Genomic DNA, 24558 nt, shown 5'->3' with positions numbered 1-24558 from the left:
ACCACGGGTTCCGACGCTTCATGCTCCGTGGGAAAGAAAAAGTAGCGATAGAATGGGGCTTACTTTCAATCGCACAAAACCTAAGAAAAAAAGCTGCCTAAAGGCCTTCTTTTCACTCGTTCTTAATCAATAATATTCGTTAGTTCGAAATCAACATCAAAAAACTACTTGAAATCGATTTATCCGCCGTAAAATAAAAAGACCGCATCATTTGATTTATGATACGGCCTCTTTATTTCTTACACGAGGATCTATCCCTCCAAATAAACATCCAGCAACCCCTCGGGCAAATCGATGTAAATTTCGCTGGCCTCGATATCAATCCCTTTAATGATCTCGACATTTAGCGGAAAAAGCACCTCTTTTCCTTTAAACATCACCGTAGCTATCAGTTGCTGCGGATATTCCTGCACCTGGGTTATTTCGCCAAGTTCGCCGTGGGTTTCGTCGATAGCCATAAAACCTTCTACATCGTTCAGGGTAAATTCGGCTTTTTTCTTTTTAGGTTTCAGTTTGTTGGGCAGGTACAGGTCGCGTTTTACCAGCAGGCTTGCTTTTTCGATGGTATCCACATCTTCTAAAAACAAGTAGGCATTGCTTTTTTGCAGGTACTTGATAGATTGTACAAAATAAGGGATCATTTTGCCGGCCATATCAATAAAAAGGGCGTCAAATTTAATAGCATCCAGGCTATCAAAATCTACATATATCTGCATTTCGCCCTTAAGGCCCTTGGTTTTCAGTATGATTCCAACCCTGAAACAATCTTCGGTTTTCATAAAATGTTGTTAAATAACAATGGCGAAGTTTTCGCTTCGCCATTGTTGATCATTGAGTTAAAATCATTAATGAAGCTTTGCAGCTGTCTTGATTCCTGACTCTTAATTCTTGATTTTCGCTTAAAAATTATTCTGCGTCTTCAGCCGGAGCTTCTTCAGCAGCAACTTCTTCGGCAACAGGAGCATTTTTAGCAGCTATTGCAGCAGCTTTTTCTTCCTTCTTTTTAGCCTCAGCAGCCAAAGCCAATTTACGGGCTTCGTCTTTTGCAGTTACCAGGCTGGTTTTTTTGCCGGTGATTTTGCCTTCTTTAGCATCGGTCCAGGCAGCAAATTTCTCTGCAGCTTGTTCTTCAGTTAAAGCGCCTTTTTTAACACCACCTTCTAAGTGTTTTTTGTACAGCACACCTTTGTAAGAAAGGATAGCACGACAAGTATCGGTAGGCTGGGCACCAGTGTTAACCCACTCTAAAGTTTTGTCGAAGTTAATGTCGATAGTTGCAGGGTTGGTGTTTGGGTTGTATGAACCTAAACGCTCAATAAAACGACCGTCGCGTGGAGCGCGGGCATCTGCTACTACGATGTAGTAAAAAGGTTTTCCTTTTTTACCGTGTCTTTGCAGTCTGATTTTAGTTGCCATTTCTTTATTTTATGTATTCAACATGTCCCCGGAGTACTTTCTGCGGGGATGCAAAGGTATAAATTATTATGAAGAAAAAAACACGAATTGCACGAATTTTTCCCAATTGCACGAATGAGGGCAAATTACTGCCAATCAGCAACATGCAGCAGCAACATTGGGCTACTGAATATTATTATCGCACATTTGATTTCACACTTTAAATTTTGCAAATTACCGGCATGAGCATCACCCGGAAACCACGCATTGCCATTGACATGGACGAGGTATTGGCAGATACCATTGATAAATTTATTGAACTGTATAAACAGCGCCACAGCCATGAGGTAATATTGGCCGATATGCACGGCATGGAAATTGGGCAGGCCCTGCCGCCGCACCTGAGCAGCACAGTAAGGCCTTATGTTAACGAGCGCGGTTTTTTCAGGGATATTAAAGTAATGCCCGGAAGCCAAGAGGTAGTAAAAGCACTTATGGAACGTTACGATGTATACATAGCATCGGCAGCTATGGAGTTTAAGTATTCGCTGGAGGATAAGCAGGCCTGGCTGGAGGAACACTTCCCCTTTATATCATGGACGAACATTATTTTTTGCGGGCACAAAATACTGGATGTTGATATTATGATTGACGACCGCATTAAAAACTTTGTAACTTTTAACGGGCGCAAACTGTTGTATACATCGCCGCATAACGTGCTGATTGATGGTTTTGAAAGGGTAAACAACTGGCAGGATGTTGCCGATAAATTATTGAATAGATAGTTAATTACTTTAATATAAATACATTAACTTTATACAATAAGCCAGAGGCTATTTCAAGCATGCCGAACCATATCTACGCTGCCACAATCGATTGTATAATTATTTTTGATACCGATGAACAGAGATACCTTTTCATTAGCCCGGCTATAATTAATATTTTAGGCATTACCGCTGCGCAGCTGCTTGGCAACAACAGGCTGTGGCCGGATATGATAAGCGAAACGCAGCGTGAGGACATAGAAACTGCGGTTGCCAGCCTGGGTATAAATGACTCGGTTGAACTTACTTACCTTATTAATACACCGCAAAACACAACTAGGGGCATTGTTGATAAAAAGAGCCTTGTAATTGACGAGACTACCAATCATAAAGTTTTAGTAAGCACCATTAGCGCGCAAACACAGCTTACCGCCAGCGATGCCACAGAGGATAGCCTTTTTAGCGATTTGTTTTACAAAAACGCCAACCCGGTATGGATAGTTGATAAACAAACACTACGTTTTTTAAAAGTTAACCATGCTGCTATAGTGCATTATGGCTACACCGAAGATGAGTTTTTATTATTGACGCTTAGCGACATACGCCCGCCGGAGGAAATTGGGAGCTTAAAAACATATTTAAGCGAAAATGAAAACTTTGAAATAAGCGCCGACGATTTTAACCGGGCAGGTATATGGAAGCATTCAAACAAAAACGGCCAAATTATTTATGCCGACGTTAACTGGTTTGGTATAAAGCATAAAGGGCGCAATTGCATTTTATCAATTGCTACCGATGTTACCCCCAAGCTGCAATACCAGGACGAAGCCAGGCGCCGCGAGCAGTTTTTAAGCTCGCTGATTGATTCGCAAACCAATTTCTTGATAAGGATAGATACTAAGGGGTGCTATAGTTTTGTTAACAAACAGTTTTTAAAAACCTTTGGTTACAATGCAATCGAACTGATAGGACAACATTTTTCAATTACCACTATACCGCAGGAACTGCATTTGTGCGAAGAGGCATTTGTTAATTGTGTAAGCAACCCCGGCAAAATTGTAAAATTGCTGCACAAAAAACCGGATGTATGGGGCGGGCTTCATGATACCGATTGGGAGTTTATTTCTATTACCAACGATAGCGGCCAGGTATGCGAGGTACAGGGAATAGGCCAGGATATTACCGCCAAACTTAAAATTGAACAGGAAATAAAAGAGGCCGCCGAAAAGCTGGATGCTTTTATTGAAAGTATAACCGATTCGTTTTTTATTATCGATAATGAATGGCGGTTTGTTAAGGTAAACTCGGCATTCGAAAAAATGACCAACACCCCGCGGGAGGAAATGCTGGGCAATGTGCTTTGGGATGTATACCCCGAAATTATGGATTCGGGCTTTGGCAAGGCATATTATGAGATGATTGAAAAGCGCGAGAGCGTAAAGTTTACCGAATATTTTGAACCGATTGACAAGTGGCTAAGCACATCGGCCTACCCATCTGCCGAAGGCATTACCATATACGTTAAAGATATCAGCGATGAGCGCAGGGCCCAGGAAGAAGCCCATTGGACAAAAACAAGCTTAGAGGCCCTGATAAACAACACGCATGACCACATCTGGTCGGTTGATAGGGAGATGCGGTATGTATATATGAATGATGCTTACATCAGGGAAACAACACATTTAACCGGGGTTGAACCTATGGCCGGGGAGCATTCATACCTGAATAAAGGCTATAGCGACGAGATACACAAACAGTGGATAGCCTATTATTCGCGGGCCTTACTTGGCGAACAATACACCATCACTAATGAAAGCATTGATCGGCAAACAAAAACCCCATTATATTTTGAGGTAAGCTTCAACCCCATTTATACGCAACGGGGCGATATCATTGGAGTAGGTTGTTTTGCCCGCGATATTACCCGGCGCCTTAAAATTGAACAGGAACTGATTGATCAAAACGAGCGCTTACGAAATATTGCCTCGCTCAGTTCGCATGAAATAAGGCGGCCTGTTGCCAGTATGATGGGATTGATCAGCATCATGGATAAAGAAAACTTTTTTAACCCCGAAAACGAACAAATCATTCAGCACCTGTTCACCGTAAGTGCCGAAATTGATGACGTTATCCGCTTAATTGTAGATAGTACTTTTACCAGCCACGGCTAAGTTCTTAAATTGAATTGCACTAACCTGGTTATCTCAAACGCGACAAATTCCCTAATGGCTACTCGCGGTAGCTCCCTCTCCTGGCTTTTACTTTAAAAGCCCTTTTTGCTGTCGCGAAACAGCAAAAAGGGGGGAAGACTGCTTTACTTAAACTTGTTTTTTAATGCCGCCAGTTTAATGGCGATGTCCGTCTCTGGGGCTTCCTGTGGTTTCCTGTTGAAATTGGGCTTGTTGTTTCCGCCGGCCGGTCTTCTGTCATCATTCCTTCTGGCCGTTGGCTCGCTTTTATCGTTTTCTTTCATCGATAAGGCAATCCGCTTGCGGTTAACGTCAACCTCGGTTACGGTTACTTCAACCTTCTGGTGAACTTTCAACACTTCGTTAGGATCTTTAATAAAGCGGTTGGTAATCTGGCTTAGGTGTACCAATCCGTCCTGGTGAACGCCGATATCAACAAAGGCGCCAAAGTTGGTAATGTTGGTGACGATGCCGGGTAGCTTCATGCCCACTTTAAGGTCGCCAATTGCATTTACACCATCGGTAAAGCTAAAGGCTTCAAACTGTTCGCGCGGGTCGCGACCGGGTTTGGCCAGCTCGGCCATAATATCGTTCAACGTTGGTAATCCCACTGTTTCCGATGTATATTTTTGCAGCGGAATGCTTCTGCGGATAGCGGCATCGCCCATCAAATCTTTCACTGTGCACTTCATGTCTTTAGCAATTTGCTCCAGCAAGCTATAGCGTTCGGGGTGTACCGCACTTGAATCCAGCGGGTTTTCGGCATGGTGGATGCGCAGGAAACCTGCCGCTTGTTCAAACGCTTTTTCGCCCAGGCGGGGTACTTTTTTAAGCTGATCGCGGCGTTTAAAAGCCCCGTTCTGGTCGCGGTAATCCACAATGTTTTGTGCCAGCTGTGGGCCCAGGCCCGATACATAGGCTAAAATTTGCTTTGAAGCGGTGTTCAGTTCTACACCAACCGCATTCACGCAACTCATCACGGTATCATCCAGCGAGGTTTGCAGCTTATTCTGATCCACATCATGCTGGTATTGGCCTACACCGATTGATTTTGGGTCAATCTTCACCAACTCGGCCAACGGATCCATCAAACGGCGACCTATAGATACGGCGCCCCTTACGGTAATATCTTTATCCGGAAACTCTTCCCTGGCTACATCAGATGCAGAGTAGATAGAAGCTCCACTTTCGTTCACCATTACAATAGCCACACCGGGCAGGTTAAGGTTACGCACAAAGAGCTCCGTTTCACGGCCGGCGGTACCGTTGCCTATGGCTATGGCCTCAATCTTATACCTATCAAATAAATGCTGAACTGTCTTTTCTGCCTCACGCGCCTGCCCGGCCCCGGTATGCGGGTAAATAGCGGTATTCTCCAATAATTTACCCTGTTCATCCAAACAAACCAGCTTACAGCCGGTACGGAAACCAGGGTCAATAGCCATAACCCGTTTTTGGCCAAGCGGAGCACTTAAAAGCAACTGACGTGCATTTTCGGCAAATACACGGATAGCTTCTTCATCGGCTTTCTTTTTGGTAAACAGGCGTACTTCTGTTTCCATCGATGGCTTCAGCAGGCGTTTGTAACCATCGGCAATGGCTTGTTTCACCTGGTCGGCAGATGGGTTGTTAGCCTTTACAAGGCTATCTTCCAGCGCGGCAATGGCTTCTTCTTCCACTGGTTTTATATCCAGCCAAAGAATTTCCTCCTTCTCGCCGCGGCGCATGGCCAATATGCGGTGCGACGGGGCCGACTTTACCGGTTCGGTCCAGTCAAAATAATCTTTATACTTAATACCTTCTACCTCTTTACCATCAATTACTTTGGATTGAAAAGTACCTTTCTCTATAAAAAGCTCGCGAATGCGGGTTCGCACTTCGGCATTTTCGCTAATGGTTTCGGCAATAATGTCCCTTGCGCCGGCCAATGCTTCTTCAATACTGTTAACGCCTTTTTCGGCATCAATAAAGACAGCGGCTTCTGTTTGCAGGTCGGCTTTGCGTTGTTCCAGCAGCAAATCGGCCAGGGGTTGTAAACCTTTCTCGCGGGCCGCGGTAGCGCGGGTTTTGCGTTTGGGGCGATAGGGCAGGTAGATATCCTCCAGCGAAACCATGGTTTCGGCTTCGTTTATTTGTTTTTCCAGTTCGGGCGTTAGTTTGCCCATATCGGTAAGCGACTTCAGGATCGCTTCGCGGCGTTTATCCAGGTCGCGCAGTTGCTGGGCGCGGTCACGTATCTCGGCCACCTGCACCTCGTCGAGCGTGCCGGTAACCTCTTTGCGGTAGCGGGAAATAAACGGTACAGTTGCTCCTTCATCAAGTAATGCCATTGTTGCACTTACCTGTTTTTCGGATATGGAAAGCTCGGAAGCTATTTTTTTAGAATGCGATATCATACATCAAATTTCGGACTGCGAAGTTGAGAGAATAGCCTTACAATTCAAAAAAAGATTGTTAACAAATAGGGGAAAGGTTAAGGGTGAAAGGTAAAAGGCGGGATGCAACAACTTCAAAGCATAAACCGGCGAAGAGCCTTGTGTTTAAATAGCGATCGAGCTTGCGAAGTAAAAAAAGTCACCAGCCCGATACCAATAAATTGGTTGCGGCATTCACGCTGCATTTTTGATACTTTACGTAGGCAGATACGGCTCTTGTCCTGATTGCTTCATTTGATTCATTTTTAATGTACCCGGCAATGGCATCGTGTAAAGTGTAGGCCTCGGGACACATCAGGCCGGTTGTCCAAACCAGGGGGTTAGCTTTGGCCTGGTTAATAAAGCCGCTAAAGTATTTTTTGCTGATGCAGGCCAGTATTATACAATCCCGGGTTTTGCCATCAACGTTTTTAAACTTATTAGGCAGCCCGAAATCCATCAGCCCATCGTGCCCTATATAAGCCAGTAATTGGGCGTTGCCATCAATTCCTATCACTTGTTTTTTATAACGAATGGTATCCTTTAACTGCCCGGCACAACTAAACAAAAAGTCCTCGATTGTTTTTTCAATGGCTTGCCCGTCCCAGGCATCGGCAACCAGGAAAACGTTTTGGGTGCGGTGTTTAAATATCAGCCGCTCCATGATCATCTTTTTGCCCTTTTGTTTTTTAACCAGCTGCCAATCTTTGCTTCGTTTAAAATAGGTGCGCACGCCGTTATCGCATCCCCAGTACAAATTGGTTTCGGGATCTTGTCCGTTGCCTATTTTGGGCGGTACGGGTACTATCCCCTGGTATTTATTATCGCATAAGGCAACAAAAACATGGATTACTTTAAACGAGGGGTTAGTGTAGAATATGTTTTTAATTTGTGGCCCGACTGGAGGTGTTAATGAAGATATATGATCTGCCGGCTTTGGTTTGCACGCAAAAATAAGGAGGCATATGGCAATAATGTAAATGATGGATTTTCGGCAACTCATGGTACGGTACACTAAAACGATATATTTAAGCCTCAGCATTTATACATAAGTACTAATCCGATGTGGAATTTTATAGCTGGTACATCTTTCTTCCTTTAAAAACTTTAGCCCGGTACTTAAAACCGAGGTGTTTAACAATTGGTCGGTTGTTTCATTTAAAGTACTCAGGTGAATATTGCCGTACTGGCATATACTCATGATAACGTTAAATTGCGCGTCACTAAAATGCGGGGAAAATACTACGCCGTTACATCGCACCAACCAAAACAGGTGCTTCAAAAAAACAGAAAAGTCAATTTTATTAACGTTAATAGCCCCGTTAAAGCTTTTACTAATATTCTGTTGAACCAAATAATCCAAACCTTGCTTAACGGGCTTATAATCATGATCACGAAATAGCCATGGCGATGTGGTATCGCCTAAAAAGAACATCTCCTGAAAACCCATGCCTTTGATTAAGGCAGTAGTTCCGGCCGAAACATTGTTGCACAAGCCTATGGTCGACCGGCTTTCGGCATAAAGTATATAACTGTTGTACGTTTCGGGGAAGAAATATTTATCGCGGTACGGGCTCGCCACCGCAAAGTTTGGATAGTTTTTCAAAAAGCGCTTCCGCGAAACCTTTTTTATCATACCTATTCCTCAAAGTTTTTCCTTACTACTTTTTCAATCGCCTTACCCCAAAATTCGCCCAAAGCAATGGCTCCCGCTTTATTGGGATGCAGGTAAAATATACCTTGCTTCCCATTTTCGGGAATCAGCAACGTAAGGTGACGTTTCTTAAAATATTTGAATGCTTTTTTATCGCCGGTAAAAACATGTTTAGGATTAATGGCGCCGTAGCTTTGGGTAAGGCTATCTAATTTAGGCACATAACTTTGTAATCTCGATAGCCCCTCCTGCAGGTACCTGGCTCCGTTTTGGGTGTTGGGGCTGTACCAAGTGGGGTGCTGTAATATGACAACAGCCGCCGGGAAATCCGTAAGCAATTTATCGATAATGGTTTTTACATTTTGGATATAATCGTCTGGAGATACGGGCGCACCATGAGGCCCCTGGATGGCGCTATCATTAGTGCCCAGCTTAACCGAAAATATCAGTAACGCATTTTTATCAGTAAATGCACCGGCCGCTTCCTCTACTTTGGTAAAGGTGTTAGTTCCCGGCAAAAAATCAAGGGTGGTGTAGCCGCTGTGGCCCTGGTTGCTAAACTCAACGGCGCCTAAATCTTTTTGTTGACGCAGATACGCAATAGCCGTAGCCGGCGGGGCATCTTCAGGCGTAGCCAGCTGAACGCCCTGTGTTATACTGTTACCAATAAATACAATGTTAAGGTTGGGCTTTTTATCTTGGGCAAAACAGAACGATCCTCTAAATAGAAAAACGGCGACAAACAAAAAATAACGCTTCATATATTAATTTACCTCAAATGCCACCAGGGCTTCTTCCAACTCTTCACCAATGAACCAATGAACTACCACCTCACGCCTAAGTTCCAAAACATAAAGACCCATTTATCAACCTGCCCGCTTATTACCTGCGCAGTGGATTGGCCTGCACCATGACCGGCGTTGGTTTCAATGCGAATAAGTACCGGCTCGGGGCCTTTTTGATATTCCTGCAGCCGCGAGCCAAACTTAAAGGAATGGGCCGGTACAACACGGTCGTCATGGTCGGCCGTGGTAACCATTGTTGCCGGGTATTCACGTGGCGTAAGGGCGTGGTAGGGCGAGTATTTGTACAAGTAGTCAAACATTTCCTTCGAGTCTTCTGCTGTGCCATAATCATAGCTCCAGCCCGCTCCGGCTGTAAATTTATTGTAACGCAGCATATCCATAACGCCTACGGCCGGGAAAGCTACCTTAAACAAATCGGGCCGCTGGGTAAGCATAGCCCCGATGAGCAGGCCACCGTTTGAGCCGCCGGACACCGCCAGGTGCTCTTTAGACGTGTATTTGTTTTTGATAAGGTATTCGGCAGCTGCAATAAAATCGTCAAAAACGTTTTGTTTTTTCATTTTGATGCCCTTTTTATGCCAGGTTTCGCCGTACTCGCCACCCCCGCGCAAATTTGGCACCGCGTAAATACCGCCATGCTCTAACAATATAATATTCGACGTGCTGAACGCCGGAGTTAAACTCACGCCGAAACCGCCATAGGCATATAACATTAAAGGATTCTGGCCATTTAGCACCGTACCTTTTTTATAGGTGATGATCATCGGGATTTTGGTTTTATCCTTCGATGCGTAAAACACCTGTTTCGATTCGTACTGTTCGGGATCAAACTGTACGCCCGATTTTTTATAGATACTTGATTGCCCGGTAGCTATATCCAGCTTAAAAATAGTTGGCGGGTATATGTAGCTGGTAAAAGTATAATAGGTTTCCTTGTCCTCTTTTTTGGCTGCAAAGCCACCCGCAGTACCAACCGATGGTAGGGTGATGGTTCGTTCCAGCTTGCCATCCATACTGTATTGTTGTACAAAGGAGGTGGCATCTTTCAGGTATTCGGCAAAAATTTTGCCCCCGGCAGTACTTGTCGTTAAAACATTTTTTGTTTCGGGTATCAAATCCTTCCAATGGGTTACGCCAGGAGTTGCGGCATCAACGGTAACTATTTTAAAATTTGGCGAATAAATATTGGTCAGGATATACAGCTTGCTGCCCACATTGTCCAATACATTATGCTGGTTATCAAAATTATCAACTACGGTAACTATAGGGCTATCGGCCTTGCTCAAATCCTGAATGTACAACTCATTGCCGGTGGTTGATGTGGCAGCGGTTATCACCAAAAAGCGTTCATCCTCGGTAAGGTAAGCGCCAATGTAGCGGCGTTTGGTTTTCTCGCCGCCAAATATCAGCTTATCGGTACTTTGCGGCGTGCCCAGTTTGTGGTAAAATAACTTGTGGTACTGTGTTAGGCCAGAAAGCTGGCTGCCTGCTTTTGGCTTGTCATAGCTGCTGTAATAAAAACCATCGGTGCCTTTCCAGGCCAGGCCGCTAAATTTTACATCAATAAGGGTATCACCAACTACACTTTTATCGCTGGTTTTTATCACAATAACCTTGCGCCAGTCCGATCCGCCCTCCGAGATCTGGTAGGCTGCCAGATCGCCGTTTTTGGTAAAATCTATACCCTGTAAAGATGTAGTGCCATCGGCCGAAAATTTATTAGGATCTAAAAATACCTCGGGCTTGCCACTATCGCCAATTTGCCTGTATAAAACCGCCTGGCTTTGCAGTCCGTCGTTTTTATAAAAATAAGTGTACTGCCCCTCTTTAAAAGGAGCGCTGTATTTCTCGTAGTTCCACAATGTTTCCAACCGTTTGCGGATGTCTTCGCGATAGGGTATCTGCTTCAGGTAATCCTGGGTAACTTTATTTTCGTCTTTTACCCATGCCTTTGTATCCGGCGCCTGGTCGTTTTCCAGCCAGCGGTAGGGGTCGGGCACCTGGGTACCAAAGTATGTATCAACGGTATCAACCTTTTTTGTTTTGGGATATGGTAGTGTTTTAATAGTCATTTGTTGCGCGTGGGAATAGCCGTAAAATAAAACAGCTAATGCAAGTAAGCAGGGTGTTCTTTTCATCTCCATTTAAATTACAGGGAACTAAAGATAGTGATTTGCACAACACGGGCACAAATGATTTAGGCCATTAAAGGTTAAAAGTTGTTAATTTTGCCCTTTGCTGCTGTTTAATTGACCGGGGCAAGCTATATTAGCGCCCTGTAACTAAAAGCGGCTGTAGCTGTTGCCTTAACCGCGTTTGCGCGAATATGGCGTGTATATTATCTGCTGATGCCCGTTTTTTAACATAAGTGCCATTGGCTATAATAATGCATTTTTTTAGGCGTTTGCTAAACCAAATAAGCAGGGTTTTGGCAAACCAGATTTATTTTATTAGGACTATTACAACATGAAACAAACTTTTACATTATTGGCTGCAGCTTTTTTTATGCTGATGGCATTTAAATCAAAGGCGCAGGATGTGCAGGATGACGAAACGGTTTCCGAAAAATCTAAAAGTTATTTAAGCCTGGGATTTGGCCAGTCAAGGCCTTATGGCGATTTTAAATCAACCGATTACAGCAACAACAAATCGGGTTTTGCCAAAAAAGGCCTGGTATATTCTTTAGATGGTGCACATTACTTTTTTAAGCGCGCAGCATTAGGATATACTGTAACCTACCAGGACCAGGGTAACCTAACTTATGATGATGACCAAAAGATTTCGCAGGGGTATACGGACAGTTATGTAGCCGATGGATCGATAGTTACTGCCAACAAACGCTACCGCAGCCTTAATATATTATTGGGCCCGCAATACACCGTTGTATGGCATGCATTTTCGTTCGACTTCAGAGCTTCTGCCGGCGCAATAAAAAGCTTCGCCACACCTACCGTTGCTGTGCAGATACAGGGGGTTGATGCGCAAACAGGCGAGTTTTTTCAACATAGTTCAACTAAATTTGCTTTTGCTTATGGCGGCAGCGCGGCCATCCGCTTAAATACAGGCGCAGGATGGGGTTTATTCCTGAAAGCTAACTATGTTAACTCTGCCGGACCAAAAATCACTTACACCGACCGTCCCCTTGTATTGGGCCGCACGGTTACTAACCAGGCCATGACCGAGGGACAGGCCATTTTTGGTTTATATAAAGAGTTTTAAAGAAGAATCAAGAGATTAGAGTCAAGAATTAAGACAAAATAAAGAAGAGTCAAGAATTAAGAGTCAAGAATCAAGACAAAGTAAAAAGGGATGTTTCATTAGCTTGAGACATCCCTTTTTTCATTTAAAAATTCATATTTGCTTTGCGTCCTGGCGTCTTGGCGCGAAAAACCCGGCGATTTAATAAAAAAACGTTTCGGATATTATCTTATCATCCTTTACGCCAAAAACGGCTATTTCTGCCAATTGTAGCCTTTGGCCATTTTTCAGCGTCATGTCCCGGCCCATGGCTACGCTAAAAAAGTTGCCGCCCACCACTGGCTGGCTGCAAAAAAAGCTGTGTACTTCGGCTATAAGTTCCTGCCTGGCTTTTGATTTTGCCAAAACCGCCTCAATACCCTTAGTAACGGTGGGCACGCCCATGGCCAAAGCATGTTCCGGTTCGGTACAAACTATATCGGCACTATACAACTGTTGGTAAATTTCTGTTACTTTCCGTTGTTGAAAAAGTTCATTGTAGCTATCAGCTAATTCCTGTGTTGTCATTTTTTTTCTGATTTTGATAATACAAAATTAACTTGCCATGTAATACTAAAAGCATTAAATAGTGCTATATATTTGCTTAATCGTATCAATTTACAATGGACGCTTTAAGTACAATATTAGATGCAACCAGCCTGCGGAGTGTTGTTTACAGCAAAATTCCGCTTTCGGCCCCATGGGGGCTGGATATTGTTAAAGACGACAATTCGCAATTCTGGCGGTTGGTGAGCGGCAGTTGCAGCATTGGCACACCCGAAGGCCGTATAATAGAAATGAACGAAGGCGACCTTGTATTTGTGCCTCATGGTAGTGCTCATTGGATAGCCGATAACCCAACAAGCCTGCGTATGCCATCGCCGGAATTTGTGAAGGCCCGCAGGGCGGGAATACCTGTTTTTAATAGCGGGGGCGATGTAACCACACTGATAGCCGGCCATTTTGAATTTGATTACCAGGCCATACATCCCTTTTTAAAGGATTTGCCGGCAGTTATTCATATCAGGCAATATGTAACCGAAAATCAGCTGCTGGTAAAGCAGGTTGCACGGTTAATGCTGAACGAACTCAATAACGAGAAGCCGGGGAGCAGGATAATGCTGAAGTGCTTATCCGAAATTATGTTCGTGAATATCATCAGGGCATATTTAGAACAGGACGCGCCCCAAAGTGGTTTTCTTTCGGCATTAAACAACCCAAGGATCAGCAAGGCGCTGACACTGATGCAGGACTCGCCCAAAAACAATTGGACGCTGGATTCTCTTGCACTGGAGGTTGGGATGTCGCGGTCTGTTTTCTTTAACCAGTTTAAAAAGTTAGTGTACGAAACGCCGTTAAGCTACCTTACCAACTGGCGTATAAGACAAGCTCAAAAGTTGTTACTGATGGATAAGAACAATGTAGCCGAAATTGCGGCAAACGTGGGGTATCAATCAGAGGCAGCCTTTAACCGTGTATTTAAATTAAAAACCGGGCAAACGCCCGCGGCCTACCGGCGAAGTAAGCTTCACCGGTAATTTTTCCCGCCATGCTTTTTTTCTTAACTCTTGATTCTAATTTCTTGATTCTTGCACTAATGCACTTCAATTTGCTCCGGGCGGCTGGCCACTACTTCGGGCTGCTCTTTAAACATTTCGAAAACGCCGGTAACACAAATCGCCTTGCGCTTAATATTCGGGAGGTCTAACGTTACTTTATTACCCTTTATGGCGATGGTGTATTTTTGATGCGGATAAGTACCTCCCATATTAAGCAGGGTAAGTGTATCGCTCACTATTTTGAGCGAGTAAACGGTATCGCATAACGTGCCGGTTTTGCCCAGGCCAGCCTTAAAGTCAGCAGCGTTGAATTTATTTTGCGCTTTTACAGTGCCTGCTAAGGCAGTTGCCATCAAAGCGGTTAATATCAGTTTTTTCATATAAACACTAATTTCACGAATGTTTCGAAATAGCACGAATACCGGCCTGGCGACTTAAAAATTATAAGGACACTAATTTCACAAACAGCGCCTAATCAAAATTCGTGAAATTCGATACAATTGCTAAACACCCTGCGAGTATTCGTGCTTATTTAAATTCGATCTTACTGGTAAAGCACCTGCGGTAATTCGAATGCTTATTCTTCTTCGTCCTCATCAACGTCCGGCGTCAAGCCATCGTCAACATTTAAGGTAAAAGCCGATTCGGAGGCGCGGGTGGCAGCTTCTAAAGCGGCAATATCTGCAACGTCAGTATCCAGGCGTTCGTTACCGGTGTCCTGGCCTTCGTTTTGTTCGTATTCGTTGCCTGGATCTTTTTCGTCCTGGTTATCGTCAAGATTGGGGTTTTCTGGAAGTGGCATAATGTGGTTGATTTTTATTGAGTAACAGTATTAACACTCATTAGGTTTTAAATTAAAGCTACATAAATAGCTGCCAAAACAACTTACAATCCGCTGAAATAATATATCCCCGAAAATACGTATTTTTGTGCGTTTTTTGAAGCAAGCCTGTAAACCGACCGAAACGTAACGCCTTTTGTAGCCGGACCATCATCAAGCAAAGCTGCTTTGATTAGCTTTTGAATATACCGAGTATGTTAGAGAAATTAGAACTGATATTTCAACGCTGGAAAACCGTTGAAGGCGAATTAAGCAATCCTGAAGTAATGCAGGATATGAAACGCTATGCCCAGCTGAACAAAGAATATAAAGACCTTGCTAAAATTGTTGACGAGTATAACATATACCGTAACATTATGAGCAATATTGATAGCAATAAAGATATCCTGGCTACCGAAAAAGACGAAGAGTTTCGGGAAATGGCCAAAATGGAACTGGATGAATTGCTTGCCAAACAGGAAGAAATTGAGGAAGTTATCCGCCTAATGCTGATCCCTAAAGATCCGGAAGACAGTAAAAACGCGATGGTAGAAATTCGTGGCGGTACCGGTGGAGATGAAGCCGCTTTATTTGCCGGCGACCTTTACCGTATGTACATGCGCTATTGCGAAAAACGCGGCTGGAAAACCGAGCTGGTTGACTATACCGAAGGCACCAGCGGTGGCTATAAGGAAATTGTATTTAACGTAATAGCCGAAGACGCTTACGGTACCTTAAAATATGAATCGGGCGTACACCGCGTTCAACGTGTTCCTGATACTGAAACCCAGGGCCGCGTACACACTTCGGCCGCATCGGTTGTGGTATTACCCGAGGTTGATGAGTTTGATATCGACCTGCAGGTGAGCGATATCCGCAAGGATTTATTCTGCGCGTCGGGCCCGGGCGGTCAATCGGTAAATACCACCTACTCGGCCGTAAGGTTAACCCACTTACCTACCGGTATTGTGGCACAGTGCCAGGACCAAAAATCGCAATTAAAAAACTACGATAAAGCATTACAGGTATTACGTTCTCGCGTGTACGAAATGGAGCTGCAAAAGCACCTGGAAGAAACATCCAAAAAGCGCAAAACCATGGTATCAACCGGCGACAGGTCGGCCAAGGTACGTACCTACAACTACCCGCAGGGGCGTTTAACAGAACACCGCATCGGCCTTACCATATACAACCTGCCTGGCGTATTAAATGGCGATTTACAGGAGATAATGGAAGCTTTACAATTTGCTGAAAATGCAGAGAAACTAAAAGAGGGAACCGTAGTTTAAGGAGAAAGGTCAAAGGCAAAAGGTTTGCCTTAAATAATATCAAAAGGCTTTTAGCAGTATGCTAAAGGCCTTTCTTTTTTGTTGAACTTTTTGGGCTTTTCGCTATCTTTAGTAAACACTACAACTATGGAAGAACCAGAAAAACTCGATCGTATTATTGAGGCCCGCATGAAACTTAAAGCCAGGTTTGAGGAAAAGATGAAGCTTACCCCATCAGTAGCCGACGACAAACCCCGCGGTACCGGTGCGCCAAACAGGCATGGCATGCCGGCTATACCCATAGGTCAAACAGTTACTGTTAAATGGCCTGTGCTTGATTTGGGGTACCAACCCAATATACCAACCGAAAAATGGAGGCTGACTATTGACGGCGCAGTTGACAACCCGGTTAAGCTTACCTGGAAACAATTTTTAGATTTACCCCAAACCAAAGACACATCAGATTTTCATTGTGTAACCACCTGGTCCAAATTAAATATGCCCTGGAAGGGCGTAAGCCTGTTTGATATTGCAGCACTGGTGCACCCCAAAGAAAATGCCACTCATATTATGTGCTATGGGTATGACACTTATAGCACCAATATATCTTTAGAGGAGGCGTTAAAGCCCGATGTTTTACTGGTGCATACCTTTGAGGGGCAACCCTTGCCGATAGAACACGGCGGCCCTGTGCGCATGATTACACCCCAGCTTTATGCCTGGAAAGGCTCAAAGTGGATAAAACGGATTGAGTTTTTAACCGAAAACAAATTAGGTTTCTGGGAGGATCGTGGTTATTCAAACACGGCCTACCCCTGGCGAAACGATAGGTATAGCGATTAGCAGAAAGCTAACGTTTTGCCAAAAACAGCTTTCCGCCTTAAGCTTTTTGCTTTAAGCACCTACAGTTTCGCTGTAATTTTTGCCGATTGTTCCAGTTCGCTGCTTACCGAATCGTCAAAATACAGGCGGTAAATTACCCATTCGTTTTTGGGCTTGTAAAACATAAATGTAAACCGCAGGGGCTGGTTTTGATGCTTTACAAGATAGCTATATAATATAAGGCTATTGGATGCTTTACGCTGAACGATAAGATCTTTGCCGGTGTAAGCGCCGATGAGGCTTCGGGTAGTATCTATTTTTGAAATAAGCTTAACCAGGCTATTGGAATCAATAAGCGGATTGGTTTTAAATATATCAATCATTGCTTTTGTGGTACTCTCTTTATCGTAACTCCTGAAAAACTTTTCTATAAGGGTTGTAGGCGCTATAATTCCTGTTGCTATTGCCGTTTTCACGGCAGCCTCCGGTTTGGTTGTTGTAGCTGCGGGTTTGGTTTGTGCTGATATATTGTTGCCTAAAGCACCTGCAAACGCAATTAAAACTATAAGCCTTACGGCTTTAAAATGAGAGTTGAGCATACTGTTGGTATTTGTGTGCCTAAAATAGGTATTTTATACAAAAAGCCCCCTATTGGTTTGTTATATAAATACACTTGATGGCAAATTTATCAGCATTTATCAAGGTAGCTGAAATAGGATTTTATAAAAAACTATGCACATTAAGATAGTTACGGTAATATATACAATAAGGGAAATTGCTTTTAAAAACTTGATGCAGAAAGAAAGGTAACCGGGGGTAAGGGATGCATTTGAAGGTTTGTTATACAAATTAGCAGCAATATTTTATCTAAAATTCTTTTATGCCTCGCCTGGGGCTACCTATCTCAGTATTTATTACAATATATAAGGATGCTACGCTATAATGAGGCTACGCTACTATGAATTTATCCGGCGTATTTGCACAATAGTTGTAAAAAGCACAATTCTTTGCCATCAAAAGCTAAAATGCTAACAATCAAGCCAAAAAAATCAAAATAAATTCATTTTATATTCAATAAAATACAAAATCATTTGAAAAAATAATAATTATGTGCTAAATTCGCAATGATGGCACTCACAAAAAAAATATTCTTTGTATTATTTTTTTTCCAGCTTTCTATAGCTGCGGCTACCAATGCGGATACAATTTTAAAACATTATAACCGCCGGGGCTCAACAGCCGACGATATCTCCAGACTGCACCACAACCTCATTAACATTGCCCAACAACAGGAACTAAGCGACGACTCGCCCGAATCGGGCAACAACTCCAGTAACCATGCGGGTGTTTACGTAAGGTTTGTCCACGTCCGTACAAACTATTCGGCAATTTTGCAGCCGGCCAATCAATCGTTGCCCGGCATTGTTACAAGCTTTATCAAGCAGGCACCCAAGCAAAACATTGTCAGGGAAGCCTTTCTTCCGACATATTATAGCTTCCTGTTCCGGCTAAGTCCCTTCTGATCTTTTTTCTGATACAATGCCCCCGCCTCGGTGCATTATAACCTCTATTTAAAACAATTAATAACATAGCCATTTTGGTACGTGAACGCTACCACTATGCTTAATGCTATCAGGAAAAATGAAAACATTTAAAGCACTACTGCCCGTGCTGGCCATTATAACAGCCATATACGTCACGGGTTGCTCCTCCAAAGCACAAACCACACAAGACGAAGCCACCGACACCCTGCAACTACCTGTACTTACATTATCCACGCGCGATACGGTTATCCAAAAGCCATATGTTGCCAATATCCAGGCGTTAAAAAACATTGATATCCGTTCGCGCGTTCGCGGTTTTTTAGAAAAAGTATTTATCGACGAAGGAGCGTCGGTACAAAAAGGCCAGTTGCTTTTTAAACTCAACGACCAGGAGTTTAAAGTAAACCTTACCAAAGCCAAAGCAGCCCTAAGTAACGCTGTTGCCGATGCCAAGGCAACCGCCCTGGAGGTTGATCGCGTTAAAATGCTGGTTGATAAAAAAGTGATCTCCAAATCGGAACTGGAAGTGGCCGAATCAAAGCTGAGCGCGGATAAGGCGACCATTGAAGAGGCCCGCTCCATGGTGCAAAGCGCCGAAGACCAACTGGCCTATACCTACATTCATGCGCCTTTTGATGGCATTGTAGATAGGATCCCCCTTAAATCGGGCAGTTTGATTGATGAGGGCACATTGCTCACCAGCCTGTCTGATATCAGTTCGATGTACGCGTACTTCAGCTTCCCCGAAAATGAATACCTGCAATACGTTCGCAAACGCAAAACCGCTCCCGGCAAAACAAGCGACAAGGTGCGGCTGGTATTGGCCGATGGCCTCGACTTTCCATACGAAGGCGATATTGAAACCGTTGAAGCCGAAATTGAACAAAAAACTGGCTCTATCAATTTCAGGGCACGCTTCCCCAACCCGCAAAAGCTTCTGAGGCATGGCGCCACCGGCAAGCTGTTTATATCAACCAAGGCCGATAACGTGGTTATGGTGCCGCAACAATCAGTATTTGATATCCAGGATAAAAGTTACGTGTATTTAGTTGATAAAAACAACCAACTGCATATGCGCGCTTTTGTACCACAAACCCGTTTTTCTAACTATTACATTGTAAAAGAGGGTTTAAAGCCCGGCGACAAAATATTGCTGGAAGGCACCCAGAATGTACGCGACGGGATGATCATTAAACCAAGAAAACTCAGCAGGGATTCATTACTGGCCATGAAGTAATTTTTTAAATTTTAGTCTGAAGTCGCGAGCCTGAAGTTTTATACGCGAGGTTTTAGGCCTGAAACTATGGCTATGGGCTTTTTGACTCAAAACTTAAGACTTAAAACTCAAGACTTAGTTTATTGTATACAAACCCCAACGCGCTATGTTCGAAACATTTATAAAGCGACCGGTGCTGTCGCTTGTGATATCTTTAATAATAACCCTGCTGGGCGTGCTGGCATTAATTACTTTGCCGGTTACCCAGTTCCCTGATATTGTGCCGCCATCGGTAACCGTTACCGCCAACTATACGGGCGCCAATGCCGAGGTTTGCGCCAAGGCCGTGGCCACCCCGCTTGAACGCGCCATTAACGGCGTGCCGGGCATGACCTATATGACCACCGTTTGCAGTAACGACGGGCTTACGGTGATACAGATTTATTTTAACGTTGGGGTTGACCCCGACCAGGCTGCTGTAAACGTACAGGGCCGTGTTGCCACTATTATTGACGAGATGCCCGAAGAGGTGATTAAAGCCGGGGTAACCACCGAAAAAGAGGTAAACAGTATGCTGATGTACCTGAACATCATCAGCGAAGACCCCGGCATGGACGAGAAATTCATTTACAACTTTACCGACATCAACGTACTGCAGGAATTAAAACGTATTGACGGTGTTGGCCGTGCCGAAATTATGGGCGCCAAAGAATACTCTATGCGGGTTTGGTTAAAGCCCGATAGGATGATGGCTTACAAGGTATCTACCGATGATGTTATTGATGCTATCCGCGCGCAAAACGTGGAAGCAGCGCCGGGTAAAACCGGGCAAAGCTCAGATAAATCGCCACAAATGCTGCAATACGTTTTGCGCTATCCGGGCAAATTTTTTGAACCCAAACAATATGAAAACATTGTTATCCGCGCCGAAGAAGGCGGATCTGTATTAAAACTGAAAGAAATTGCCGATGTTGAATTTGGCTCGCTTACCTACAGCATGGTATCCAATACCGACGGCAAGCCATCAGCATCTATCATGATAAAACAACGCCCCGGCTCAAATGCCCGGGATGTTATCAACAACATTAAAACCCGCATGGCCGAGCTTAAGAAAAGCTCGTTCCCGGCCGGCATGAGTTTTAATGTAAATTACGATGTGTCGCGTTTTTTGGATGCATCTATCCATGAAGTGTTGCGCACTTTGGTAGAGGCTTTTATACTGGTATTTATTGTAGTGTTCATTTTCCTGCAGGATTTCCGCTCAACATTAATACCTGCTTTGGCTGTACCCGTGGCGCTTATTGGTTCGCTGTTTTTTATGCAGCTGCTGGGCTTCTCCATCAACCTGCTCACACTATTCGCGCTGGTGCTGGCTATTGGTATTGTGGTTGATAACGCCATTGTGGTGGTTGAGGCCGTGCACGTAAAAATGACCGAAGAGCATATGAACGCTATGGATGCCACCATACAGGCCATGAAAGAGATCAGCGGGGCTATTGTGGCCATTACTTTGGTAATGTCGGCAGTATTTGTGCCGGTGGCTTTTATGTCGGGCCCTGTTGGGGTATTTTACCGGCAGTTTTCGCTCACGCTGGCCATATCAATTGTGATATCAGGCGTAAACGCTTTAACACTTACCCCAGCACTTTGCGCCATAATGCTAAAGCATAACCCCGAGTCTAAAAAGAAGAACCTTACCCAACATTTTTTTACAGGCTTTAATAAACGATATGACGGCCTGCAAAACAAGTACTCGGGCTTCATGACCTTCCTGTCGCCACGCAAAGGAATAACAATTGCCTTACTGATGGGCTTTTTTGTGCTTACCTGGGGCACCAGCGCCATATTACCAACAGGTTTTATCCCCACCGAAGACCAGGGGATGATTTACGTAAACGTAACCACGCCTGCCGGCGCAACAGTTGAACGTACCGAACAGGTTTTAAAAGAGATAGAAAGTAAAACCAAAAGCATCAAGGCAATTGAGTCGGTATCCACTTTATCGGGCTATAGTTTGGTTAACGAAATTGCGGGGGCATCCTACGGCATGGCCATGATTAACCTGAAACCATGGGATGAGCGCAAAGAATCGTTAGAGGAGATTATTGCCACGCTGACAGCGAAAACCAAAAACATAGGCGATGCATCTATCCAGTATTTTCCGCCGCCAACGGTGCCAGGCTTTGGCAACTCCAGCGGTTTCGAGATTAGGGTGCTTGACCGTACCGGCCAGGGCGATTTGCAAAAAGCAGCCAAAGTAACTAAGGATTTTGTGGATGCGCTAAATGCCTCGCCCGAAATTTCCGGCGCGTTTACCAGCTTCGACCCCAATTTTCCGCAGTACATGATCTCTGTAGATCAGCAAACGGCCGCTCAAAAGGGAATTACAGTTGATAAAGCGATGTCGACCCTGCAAACCTTAATGGGTAGTTTTTATGCATCCAACTTTATCCGCTTTGGACAAATGTATAAAGTGATGGTGCAAGCCGCACCCGAGTACCGCGCCCGGCCCGAGGATGTTTTAAACCTGCAGGTTAAAAACGATAAGGGCGAAATGGTACCCTTTTCCACCTTTGTTAAAATGGAAAAGGTTTTTGGCCCCGAGCAACTTACCCGCTACAACATGTACACGTCGGCCATGGTTACCGGCGATGCGGCTAAAGGTTTCAGCAGCGGCGATGCCAATGCCGCTATTGAACGGATAGCCAAACAAAAGCTGCCCAAGGGCTACACCTTTGAGTGGTCGGGGATGACGAGGGAACAAATCTTATCGGGCAACCAGGCTATTTATATTTTTATCATCTGCTTAATATTTGTTTACCTGCTGTTAGCCGCGCAGTACGAAAGCTTTTTGCTGCCGCTGCCCGTTATCCTATCGTTACCTACAGGTATTTTCGGCGCCTTTTTCTTTTTAAAGATATGTGGGTTGGAAAACAATATTTATGCGCAGGTAGCCCTGGTAATGCTTATTGGCTTGCTGGGCAAAAACGCCATCCTGATAGTAGAATTTGCCATCCAAAGGCAAAAAGAGGGGTTATCGATAGTTAAAGCCGCAATTGAAGGCGCAGTATCCCGCTTACGGCCCATCCTGATGACATCGCTGGCATTTATTGCGGGTTTAATTCCATTATGTATTGCCGATGGTGCAGGGGCAATGGGCAACCGGTCAATAGGTACTGCTGCGGCAGGAGGAATGCTGATGGGCACCATCTTCGGTGTAATATTAATACCCGGCCTGTATGTAATATTTGCCGGATTAGCAGCGCGTAAACATAAAACGCCCGAAGAGCCACTTACCGAAATGCACCATGAAATGGAAATTGTTAACTAATGAAAAAGCTACTCATGCTAAAAAAAGCAAATTTATATATCCTGAATACCGCGTTTTTATTGATTTTAACGGCAGGTTGCAAAACATACAAGCCTGTTACAGGTTCGGATGCGGCCGCAAATTTACCCGGCACATTTGGCAACAGCACGAATACTGTAACCATAGCAGCCTTACCCATCAGCCAGTTTTTTGCCGATCAAAAACTCATCAGCCTTATTGATACCGCGCTAAAGGCCAGCCCGGATATCCTTACGGCGTTGCAGCGGGTAGAAGCGTCGCGTGCCAACCTCAGGTTCAGCGCGTCGAAACTATTACCAACCGTTAACATAGCGGCCAATGCCGGGCTGGAAAAATATGGTGATTATACGCAGAACGGCGTTGGTAATTACGATACCAATTTTTCGCAAAACATTAACAGCAAGCAGCACATCCCCAACCCAACGCCCAATTATTTCCTGGGCTTCCAAAGTTCATGGGAGGTTGACCTGTGGGGTAAATTAGGCAACCAAAAAAAGGCTGCCTTTGCCCGTTTCCTGGCCAGCCAAGGCGGGTACCGGCTAATTACCACGCAGCTTACGGCACAAATAGCCGGGCTATATTACCAATTACTGGCGCTTGATGCCGAGTTGGCCATCATCAAAAAAAACATAGCGCTACAGGATAACGCGCTGGAAATTGTAAAAATTCAAAAACTGGGCGGCCGCGCTACCGAGCTTGCCGTACAACAATTTGAAGCCCAATTGGCGCGGACCAAAGGCCTGCAATACACAACCCTGCAGCAAATAACCGAAACCGAAAACCAGCTTAATTTTTTATCAGGCAGTTTTAGGGGGAAAATTACAAGGGATACCGCTATCATGAAAATTGCTTTACCGGTAATTATCGGGGCGGGAGTTCCGTCGCAGTTATTGCTTAACCGCCCCGATATCCGTGCTGCCGAGCTGGAACTCGCGGCCATGAATGCCGATATTAAAGCGGCCAGGGCCAGCTTTTTCCCTACACTTACCTTAACGCCATACGCGGGCTATAACAGCTTTAACGCGGGTTTACTATTCAACCCCGGCTCATTTACCTATGGATTGATTGGTGGGCTTACAGCGCCTATATTTAACCGCAAGGGCATAAAGGCCGAGTATGAACGTACTATTGCCGAAGAAAAGATAGCGGTTTACAATTACCAGAAAACTATCCTATCCGGTTTCCAGGAGGTTAACAACAACCTGAGCGGCATCAGCAATTACAAACAGGCTTTTGAATTTAAACAACAGGAGCTGCAAGCGCTCAATAACGCCCTATCGGTAGCCAATGATCTTTACCTGGTTGGCCGCGCCAATTACCTGGAGATTATTACCGCCCAACGCAGCGTACTGGATGCCGAACTGGAACTAACCAACATTAAGCGAAATATATTTTTAAGTTCGGTAAATTTGTACCAGGCCGTAGGCGGGGGGGGGGCGGTAGGCTATTTAACAATTGTGGGTAATATAAAAGCCCTGGTTTGTTATGGAACCTGGGCTTTTGTGTTGAGTAGCTAAAATG

Annotated in this window: 22 protein-coding genes; 11 read left to right on the top strand and 11 right to left on the bottom strand. The window is 44.4% G+C overall.

Annotation, left to right across the window (positions count from 1 at the left end; translation table 11 throughout):
- Positions 1-101 (top strand): transposase (locus tag AC1DV1_RS28020; RefSeq protein ID WP_477366891.1); only part of this gene is annotated, 101 nt, incomplete at its 5' end.
- Positions 102-251: 150 nt separating this feature from the next.
- On the opposite strand, the gene rimM is transcribed toward AC1DV1_RS28020, so the two are convergent.
- Together rimM and AC1DV1_RS28010 are read right to left on the bottom strand one after the other, a co-directional pair.
- On the bottom strand, positions 252-779 hold the full coding sequence (rimM, locus tag AC1DV1_RS28015) for a ribosome maturation factor RimM (protein ID WP_477366885.1): 528 nt from the start codon (positions 777-779) through the stop codon (positions 252-254).
- A 127-nt stretch (positions 780-906) separates the two neighbouring features.
- A complete protein-coding gene (locus AC1DV1_RS28010) occupies positions 907-1416 on the bottom strand; it encodes a 30S ribosomal protein S16 (protein WP_477366883.1) in 510 nt (169 codons plus the stop codon).
- Positions 1417-1637: 221 nt separating this feature from the next.
- Here AC1DV1_RS28010 and AC1DV1_RS28005 point away from each other — a divergent pair, with 221 nt between their 5' ends.
- A complete protein-coding gene (locus tag AC1DV1_RS28005; protein ID WP_477366880.1) occupies positions 1638-2180 on the top strand; it encodes a 5' nucleotidase, NT5C type in 543 nt (180 codons plus the stop codon).
- A 59-nt stretch (positions 2181-2239) separates the two neighbouring features.
- A complete protein-coding gene (locus AC1DV1_RS28000; RefSeq protein ID WP_477366877.1) occupies positions 2240-4330 on the top strand; it encodes a PAS domain S-box protein in 2091 nt (696 codons plus the stop codon).
- 143 nt (positions 4331-4473) lie between these two features.
- Here AC1DV1_RS28000 and AC1DV1_RS27995 read toward each other — a convergent pair whose 3' ends face one another.
- From AC1DV1_RS27995 to AC1DV1_RS27975, 5 genes are all read right to left on the bottom strand, one after another.
- Entirely contained in the window at positions 4474-6744 is a 2271-nt protein-coding gene (locus AC1DV1_RS27995) for a Tex family protein (protein ID WP_477366874.1), read from the bottom strand.
- 178 nt (positions 6745-6922) lie between these two features.
- On the bottom strand, positions 6923-7765 hold the full coding sequence (locus AC1DV1_RS27990; protein WP_477366871.1) for a hypothetical protein: 843 nt from the start codon (positions 7763-7765) through the stop codon (positions 6923-6925).
- A 39-nt stretch (positions 7766-7804) separates the two neighbouring features.
- Positions 7805-8398 carry a hypothetical protein gene (locus AC1DV1_RS27985; protein ID WP_477366868.1) on the bottom strand — a complete coding sequence of 198 codons (594 nt, stop codon included), beginning with the start codon at positions 8396-8398 and terminating at the stop codon, positions 7805-7807.
- 2 nt (positions 8399-8400) lie between these two features.
- On the bottom strand, positions 8401-9177 hold the full coding sequence (locus AC1DV1_RS27980) for a GDSL-type esterase/lipase family protein (RefSeq protein ID WP_477366865.1): 777 nt from the start codon (positions 9175-9177) through the stop codon (positions 8401-8403).
- Between the two features lie 62 nt (positions 9178-9239).
- A complete protein-coding gene (locus AC1DV1_RS27975) occupies positions 9240-11360 on the bottom strand; it encodes a prolyl oligopeptidase family serine peptidase (protein WP_477366862.1) in 2121 nt (706 codons plus the stop codon).
- A 328-nt stretch (positions 11361-11688) separates the two neighbouring features.
- Between AC1DV1_RS27975 and AC1DV1_RS27970 the strand changes: the two genes are divergently transcribed.
- Positions 11689-12441, top strand: coding sequence for a hypothetical protein (locus AC1DV1_RS27970; RefSeq protein ID WP_477366859.1), 753 nt, complete (start codon positions 11689-11691; stop codon positions 12439-12441).
- 180 nt (positions 12442-12621) lie between these two features.
- Here the strand turns inward: AC1DV1_RS27970 and AC1DV1_RS27965 are convergent, their stop codons facing one another.
- Positions 12622-12987, bottom strand: a complete 366-nt coding sequence (locus AC1DV1_RS27965; protein WP_477366856.1) for a SnoaL-like domain-containing protein — start codon at positions 12985-12987, stop codon at positions 12622-12624.
- Positions 12988-13082: 95 nt separating this feature from the next.
- Here AC1DV1_RS27965 and AC1DV1_RS27960 point away from each other — a divergent pair, with 95 nt between their 5' ends.
- Positions 13083-13997, top strand: coding sequence for an AraC family transcriptional regulator (locus tag AC1DV1_RS27960; protein WP_477366853.1), 915 nt, complete (start codon positions 13083-13085; stop codon positions 13995-13997).
- Between the two features lie 56 nt (positions 13998-14053).
- Here AC1DV1_RS27960 and AC1DV1_RS27955 read toward each other — a convergent pair whose 3' ends face one another.
- On the bottom strand, positions 14054-14398 hold the full coding sequence (locus AC1DV1_RS27955; RefSeq protein ID WP_477366850.1) for a hypothetical protein: 345 nt from the start codon (positions 14396-14398) through the stop codon (positions 14054-14056).
- A 197-nt stretch (positions 14399-14595) separates the two neighbouring features.
- The gene (locus AC1DV1_RS27950) at positions 14596-14820 is read right to left on the bottom strand and encodes a hypothetical protein (protein ID WP_477366847.1); all 225 of its coding nucleotides are present in this window, start codon (positions 14818-14820) and stop codon (positions 14596-14598) included.
- A 233-nt stretch (positions 14821-15053) separates the two neighbouring features.
- Between AC1DV1_RS27950 and prfA the strand changes: the two genes are divergently transcribed.
- Both prfA and AC1DV1_RS27940 read left to right on the top strand, forming a co-directional pair.
- Positions 15054-16127, top strand: a complete 1074-nt coding sequence (gene prfA, locus AC1DV1_RS27945) for a peptide chain release factor 1 (RefSeq protein ID WP_477366844.1) — start codon at positions 15054-15056, stop codon at positions 16125-16127.
- Between the two features lie 126 nt (positions 16128-16253).
- A complete protein-coding gene (locus AC1DV1_RS27940; protein WP_477366841.1) occupies positions 16254-16949 on the top strand; it encodes a molybdopterin-dependent oxidoreductase in 696 nt (231 codons plus the stop codon).
- Between the two features lie 59 nt (positions 16950-17008).
- Here AC1DV1_RS27940 and AC1DV1_RS27935 read toward each other — a convergent pair whose 3' ends face one another.
- Entirely contained in the window at positions 17009-17527 is a 519-nt protein-coding gene (locus AC1DV1_RS27935; protein WP_477366838.1) for a hypothetical protein, read from the bottom strand.
- Between the two features lie 525 nt (positions 17528-18052).
- Here AC1DV1_RS27935 and AC1DV1_RS27930 point away from each other — a divergent pair.
- The 4 genes from AC1DV1_RS27930 to AC1DV1_RS27915 all read left to right on the top strand — a co-directional run bounded on the left by AC1DV1_RS27930 (position 18053) and on the right by AC1DV1_RS27915 (position 24554).
- Complete coding sequence (locus AC1DV1_RS27930; protein ID WP_477366835.1) at positions 18053-18451, top strand: hypothetical protein; 399 nt, start codon at positions 18053-18055, stop codon at positions 18449-18451.
- A gap of 118 nt (positions 18452-18569) precedes the next feature.
- On the top strand, positions 18570-19709 hold the full coding sequence (locus tag AC1DV1_RS27925) for an efflux RND transporter periplasmic adaptor subunit (protein WP_477366832.1): 1140 nt from the start codon (positions 18570-18572) through the stop codon (positions 19707-19709).
- 145 nt (positions 19710-19854) lie between these two features.
- On the top strand, positions 19855-23019 hold the full coding sequence (locus AC1DV1_RS27920) for an efflux RND transporter permease subunit (protein WP_477366829.1): 3165 nt from the start codon (positions 19855-19857) through the stop codon (positions 23017-23019).
- Positions 23019-24554 (top strand): TolC family protein, encoded by a 1536-nt coding sequence (locus tag AC1DV1_RS27915; RefSeq protein WP_477366826.1) that lies wholly within the window; start codon positions 23019-23021, stop codon positions 24552-24554. Before AC1DV1_RS27920 ends, AC1DV1_RS27915 begins: the two co-directional genes overlap by 1 nt.
- Positions 24555-24558 lie beyond the last annotated feature (4 nt).

It is taken from the genome of Mucilaginibacter sp. P4_D1, from assembly GCF_056401935.1.
The sequence above is the reverse complement of the archived record's forward strand: the minus strand, read 5'-3'. Positions and strand labels throughout refer to the sequence as shown.